The organism is Streptomyces sp. UNOC14_S4 (assembly GCF_020740835.1).
Lineage (GTDB): Bacteria > Actinomycetota > Actinomycetes > Streptomycetales > Streptomycetaceae > Streptomyces.
Window position 1 is genome coordinate 1 of sequence record NZ_JAINFC010000527.1, and the last position, 5,093, is coordinate 5,093.

The 5,093-nt window shown below is 74.3% G+C and carries 3 protein-coding genes; 1 reads left to right on the forward strand and 2 read right to left on the reverse strand.

The window, feature by feature from the left end:
- Positions 1-76: 76 nt before the first annotated feature.
- Positions 77-1,390, reverse strand: coding sequence for an amidohydrolase family protein (locus tag K6I34_RS31245; protein ID WP_229331213.1), 1,314 nt, complete (start codon positions 1,388-1,390; stop codon positions 77-79).
- Positions 1,391-1,506: 116 nt separating this feature from the next.
- Between K6I34_RS31245 and K6I34_RS31250 the strand changes: the two genes are divergently transcribed.
- Positions 1,507-3,186 carry a class I adenylate-forming enzyme family protein gene (locus K6I34_RS31250; RefSeq protein WP_229331215.1) on the forward strand — a complete coding sequence of 560 codons (1,680 nt, stop codon included), beginning with the start codon at positions 1,507-1,509 and terminating at the stop codon, positions 3,184-3,186.
- A 48-nt stretch (positions 3,187-3,234) separates the two neighbouring features.
- On the opposite strand, the gene K6I34_RS31255 is transcribed toward K6I34_RS31250, so the two are convergent.
- Positions 3,235-5,093: serine/threonine protein kinase (locus K6I34_RS31255; RefSeq protein ID WP_229331217.1), on the reverse strand; the 1,859-nt coding region annotated here is incomplete at its 5' end.

The window sequence follows — 5,093 nt, forward strand, 5'->3', positions numbered from 1 at the left end:
GCGTCGCGGACAGCCAGGCACGCAGCTGCCGGCGGAAGGCCGCTTCCTCCTCGGTGGGGGTGAGGTCCATGGGCGATCAGGCGCACGGCCGGTCGGAACCGGCGCCAGAACCAGCCCCGGCACCGGCACCGGAGTCACGGCCCACACCACGGTCACCGCCACGGGCCACACCACGGTCACCGCCACGGGCCACGCCACGATCACCGTCCGGATCGAGGCCGAGCATGCGGATGGCGTTGCCGCGCATCAGCTTGTACACCGTCTCGTCGTCCAGGCCCTTCACATGGTCCTCGGCGACCTGTTTCGTGTGCGGCCAGGTGGAGTCGACGTGGGGGTAGTCGGTCTCGAAGGTGGCGTTGTCGCGGCCCACGACGTCGAGCGACGCGATGCCGTGCCGGTCGCGGAAGAAGCAGCAGAAGATCTGCCGGTAGTAGTACGTCGAGGGCGGCTCGGGGACCAGGTCCTTCACCCCGCCCCAGGCACGGTGCTCGCGCCATACGTCGTCGGCGCGTTCCAGGGCGTAGGGGATCCAGCCCATCTGGCCCTCGCTGTAGGCGAGTTTCAGGCGGGGGAAGCGCACCAGGACGCCGGAGAAGAGGAAGTCGGTCATCGACGCCATCGCGTTGTTGAAGCTCAGCGTCGCCTGGACGGCGGGCGGCGCGTCCGGGGAGGCGGCGGGCATCTGCGAGGAGGACCCGATGTGCATGCAGACCACCGTGCCGGTCTCCTCGCACGCCGCGAAGAACGGGTCCCAGTGGCCGGAGTGGACCGACGGCAGTCCCAGGTGGGCCGGGATCTCGCTGAAGGTCACCGCCCGCACCCCGCGCGCCGCGTTGCGGTGGATCTCGGCGACGGCGAGTTCCACGTCCCACAAGGGGATGAGGCACAGCGGGATCAGCCGGCCGCCGCTGTCGCCGCACCACTCCTCGACCATCCAGTCGTTGTAGGCCTGCACACAGGCCAGGGCGACCTCCTTGTCGCGTGCCTCCGCGAAGGTCTGGCCGCAGAAGCGCGGGAAGGTCGGGAAGCACAGGGACGCCTCCACGTGCCCCAGATCCATGTCGGCCAGCCGCGCCTTCGGGTCCCAGCAGCCCCGCCGCATCTCGGCCCGGGTGATGCCCTCCAGGGCCATGTCGTCGCGGTCGAAGCCGACGGCGGCGATGACGCGCTTGTACGGGGAGGCGAGGTCCTCGTAGACCCACCAGTCCGCGAGCGGGCCGTCGGGGTCCATGGAGACGGTGTACTTGCCGCCCACGTAGGCGAGACGGCCGATCCCCGTGGTGACGGAGCGGGGGCCGCGGTCGCGGTAGCGGGCGGGGAGCCAGGTGGCGAAGAGGTGGGCCGGTTCGATCACGTGGTCGTCGACGCTGACGATACGCGGCAGTTCCATGGCGGCAACCCCTCCCATTTTTCTGACGCTTCGTCAGAATGGAGGCTAGCCCGGCCCACCGGGGCCGACAAGCCGTGGCGCCGCACGCCGGGCGCACCCGAGGCGGGGAGGCCGCCATGACCGGTTCCGGCACCGCCGATCACCGAGACGGCCTGGCCGCCTCCCGTACCCTCTGGGAGCTGCTGGAACGCCGCGCCGCCCGCACCCCCGACGCCACCGCGCTCGTACAGGCCGACGACCCCGGCCTCACGGGAACGGACCGGCGGCTCTCCTTCGGCGGCCTGCGCGGGCGGGCCGAGCGCGTCGCGGCGGGCCTGTACGGGCTCGGGGTGCGCCCCGGCAGCAGAGTGGCCTGGCAGCTGCCGACACGGATCGAGACCGTCGTCCTGGCCTTCGCGCTGGCCCGGCTCGGCGCGGTGCAGTCGCCGCTCGTGCCCTTCTACCGGGACCGGGAGGCCGGGTACGCGCTGCGGGCCACGGGCTCGGAGTTCTTCGCGGTGCCGGGCGTGTGGCGCGGCTTCGACCACACCGCGATGGCCCGCCGCCTGGCACGGGAACTGCCCGCCCGGCCCCTGGTGTTCACGGCCTACGACTCGCTCCCCCAGGGCGATCCGGTCGTCCTCCCGCCGCCGCCCGCCGACGGCACGGCGGTGCGCTGGATCCACTGGACATCCGGGACGACCGCCGAGCCCAAAGGTGCCCTGCACAGCGACCGCGGCCTCATCGCCGCCGGGGCCTGCCTCGCCGAGGCCCTGCGCCCCACCCCGGACGACGTCGGCTCCATGGCCTTCCCCTACGCGCACGTGGCCGGGCCCGACTACACGGTGATGATGCTGCTGCGCGGCTTCCCCGCCGTCCTCCTGGAGCACTTCGCGCTGCCCGCCTCGCTCGGCGCGTACCGCCGCCACGGCGTCACCCTCGCGGGCGGGTCCACCGCCTTCTACACGATGTTCCTGGCCGAGCAGCGCAAGGACCCGGCCCGCCGGCTCGTCCCCACGCTCCGCCTCCTGGCGGGCGGCGGGGCGCCGCGGCCGCCCGAACTGCACCGCGAGGTCGTCCGGGAGCTGGGCTGCGGGCTCGTCCACGGCTACGGCATGACCGAGGCCCCCACGATCACCATGGGCGACCCGGACGACGCGCCGGAGCACCTGGCCACCACCGAGGGCAGACCGGCCGCGGGCGTGGAGATCCGGGTGACCGACGCCGACGGCCTCCCCGTACCGCCCGGCATGGACGGGGAGATCCGGCTGCGCGGCGAGGCCGTCTGCCACGGCTACCTCGATCTCGCGCAGAACGCCGAGGCGTTCGACACGGACGGCTTCCTCCGCACCGGGGACCTCGGGCACCTCACCGACACCGGCCATCTCGTGCTCACCGGGCGCGCCAAGGACATCATCATCCGCAAGGGCGAGAACGTCTCCGCCCAGGAGGTCGAGCGGCTCCTGCACACACATCCCGCGGTCGAGGACGTCGCCGTGATCGGCCTGCCCGACCCGGTCCGCGGGGAGCGCGTCTGCGCCGTCGTCCAGCAGCGCGCCGGGACCGCCCCGCTCACCCTCGCCGACGTCGCCGCCCACCTGCGCGGGGCGGGCCTGTCCGCGCGCAAGCTCCCCGAACAACTGGAGCTGGTCGACGCGCTGCCGCGCGGCGGGGCGCTCCGCAAGGTCCACAAGCACGAGTTGCGCGAGCGTTTCTCGGACGTGCGGGATGTGCGGGACGCGGAGGGCGCGCAAGACGCGCGGGACGCGCGGGACGCGCGGGACGCGCGGGGTATGCAGGGTATGCGGGACGCGTAGGACGCACGCGACGCGTGAGCCGACGCCGACAGCTCCGGAGGCCGCGGATCACCAGGTCCGGTAGCTCGTGCTCGCCTGCTGGAAGATGCCGTCCACAGCGCGCTGTTCGTTCATCGGGCCGATCACCTGGAGCACGTGGTAGCGGCCGTTGAGGATCACCGCGGAGTTGCGGACGTAGACCTGGCGTCCACTGCTGTCGTTCCAGTTGAAGGCGCCCTCCGCCGACGCGGTCCCGCCGACGTCGACGCGGCGCAGCCCGGAGGCCCCCGACCAGGAGGACGTGCGATAGGCGTCGAGCTCGGGTTCCTTGTCCTGCTGGTAGGCCATGGGGTCGCCGCCGTAGTCCGCGACCTTGTCCCGGCCCGGCACGACGATCAGTTGGCAGTCGTCACCGGCGTACACCACCTGGCCCCGGTCGTTCTCGCCGCGCCGCTGCCAGTCCGTGGCGACGGCCACGCTGAAGCCCCTGGGGTCGCGGCGCAGCGCGAAGCCCTTCGCCAGACCGTCACCCTCGGCGGTCGCGCCGTCCACCGGCGCGGACGAGGCCGACTTGCCGCTGGTGTCACTGTCCGCGGGCGTACCGGCGTCGCGGGCCGGGCTCCTGGCCCCGGTCGTGCTCGTACGGCCCGCAGGGGACTGGCCCGCGCTCTCGTCGGCGCTCGGCATCAGCAGCATGGCGTAGAGCACCGCGCCGATCAGCAGGAGCAGGATCAGGCCCAGCAGCAGCCTGCCGAGGCTGCGCGGGGCGCGGACGTACTGCTGCACGAGGTACCCCGTGGAGTGCGCCTTCGTCTGCTCCGTCTGCGGCTGGAGCTGCCCCTTGACGGGCCCCTTGACCGACCCATTGGCCGGACCCCTGGCGGGCCGCTTGTGACGGCCGTGCGCGAGAGGCTGCTCGGCGGCGGCGCCTGTGCCTGTGGCCGTACGTCCGCGCTTGCGGCGCACGAGCTCGCCCTTGCGGCGTACGGCGGGCAGCCGGTGCTGGTCGGCGGGGGACCCCGGGCCGATCGAGGGCACGGTGACCGTGCGGCTGCCGATGTCCGGCTCGGGCGCCGACCGGATCAAGGACCGGAGCCAGCCGCGCAGTTCCTCGAACTCCGGTCGCTCCGCCGGGTCCTTGCGCATCAGCGACTCGACCACCGGGCGCAGCGCGCCGCACTCCTCCGCGTACGCGGGCGGCTCCACGCAGACGAGCTGGACGAGGTCGGCGACGCTGTCCTCGGGGTACGGGGCGTGGCCCTGCACCACGCGGAAGAGCAGGGCGCCCAGGGCCCACAGGTCGGCTGCCGGACCGACCGGGGGCGCGAGCTGCCAGCTCTCCTGCACCGGCCACGCCTGCTCGGGCGACCAGCGCTCGGTGACGGGGCCGACCACCACCATGCGCGCCTGCCGCGCCCGTTCGGCCACGTGCGCCCCGCCCGCGCGCACCTCCGCGCCCCAGCCGGTGACCTTGTCCTCGTCGGCTCCGGCCGCTTCGGCGACTCCTGCGACTCCGACGGCTCCGGCATCGGCGGTCCCGGCCCCGGTCCCGCCTGCGCCCTGGGCGGAGTCCCCGGCAGGGGCTGCGGCGGCCCCTGCGGCGGCTCCTGCGGCCGTTGTGCCGTGAGAGGAGGGTGAGTTGTACAGCCCGGGGGCCGCGGTACGGGGCGCGGGCAGGGCAGCCGTACCGCCGCGCACCCCCGCCGCGCCCTGCGCCCCTTGCGTACCCTGCACGCCCTGCACGCCTGCGGGAGGCTTCGGCGCGGGGGCGGGCGCCGCACCGCTGGCGGCGCTGCCGCCGCCCCAGGGCGAGGTGCCGGGGGTGGTGTGCGCCGCGTTCCCCGTCGCAGCACGGGCGGCCGCGGCACGGGTGCCCGCGCTGTAGGCGGCGACGGCACCGCTGCGGGGCGCGCGGCGCGGACCGTGCG

Excerpts from the sequence above, each read along its gene's own strand:
- K6I34_RS31245 (WP_229331213.1), bottom strand. The coding sequence starts at position 1,390 with ATGGAACTGCCGCGTATCGTCAGCGTCGACGACCACGTGATCGAACCG.
- K6I34_RS31250 (WP_229331215.1), top strand. The coding sequence starts at position 1,507 with ATGACCGGTTCCGGCACCGCCGATCACCGAGACGGCCTGGCCGCCTCC.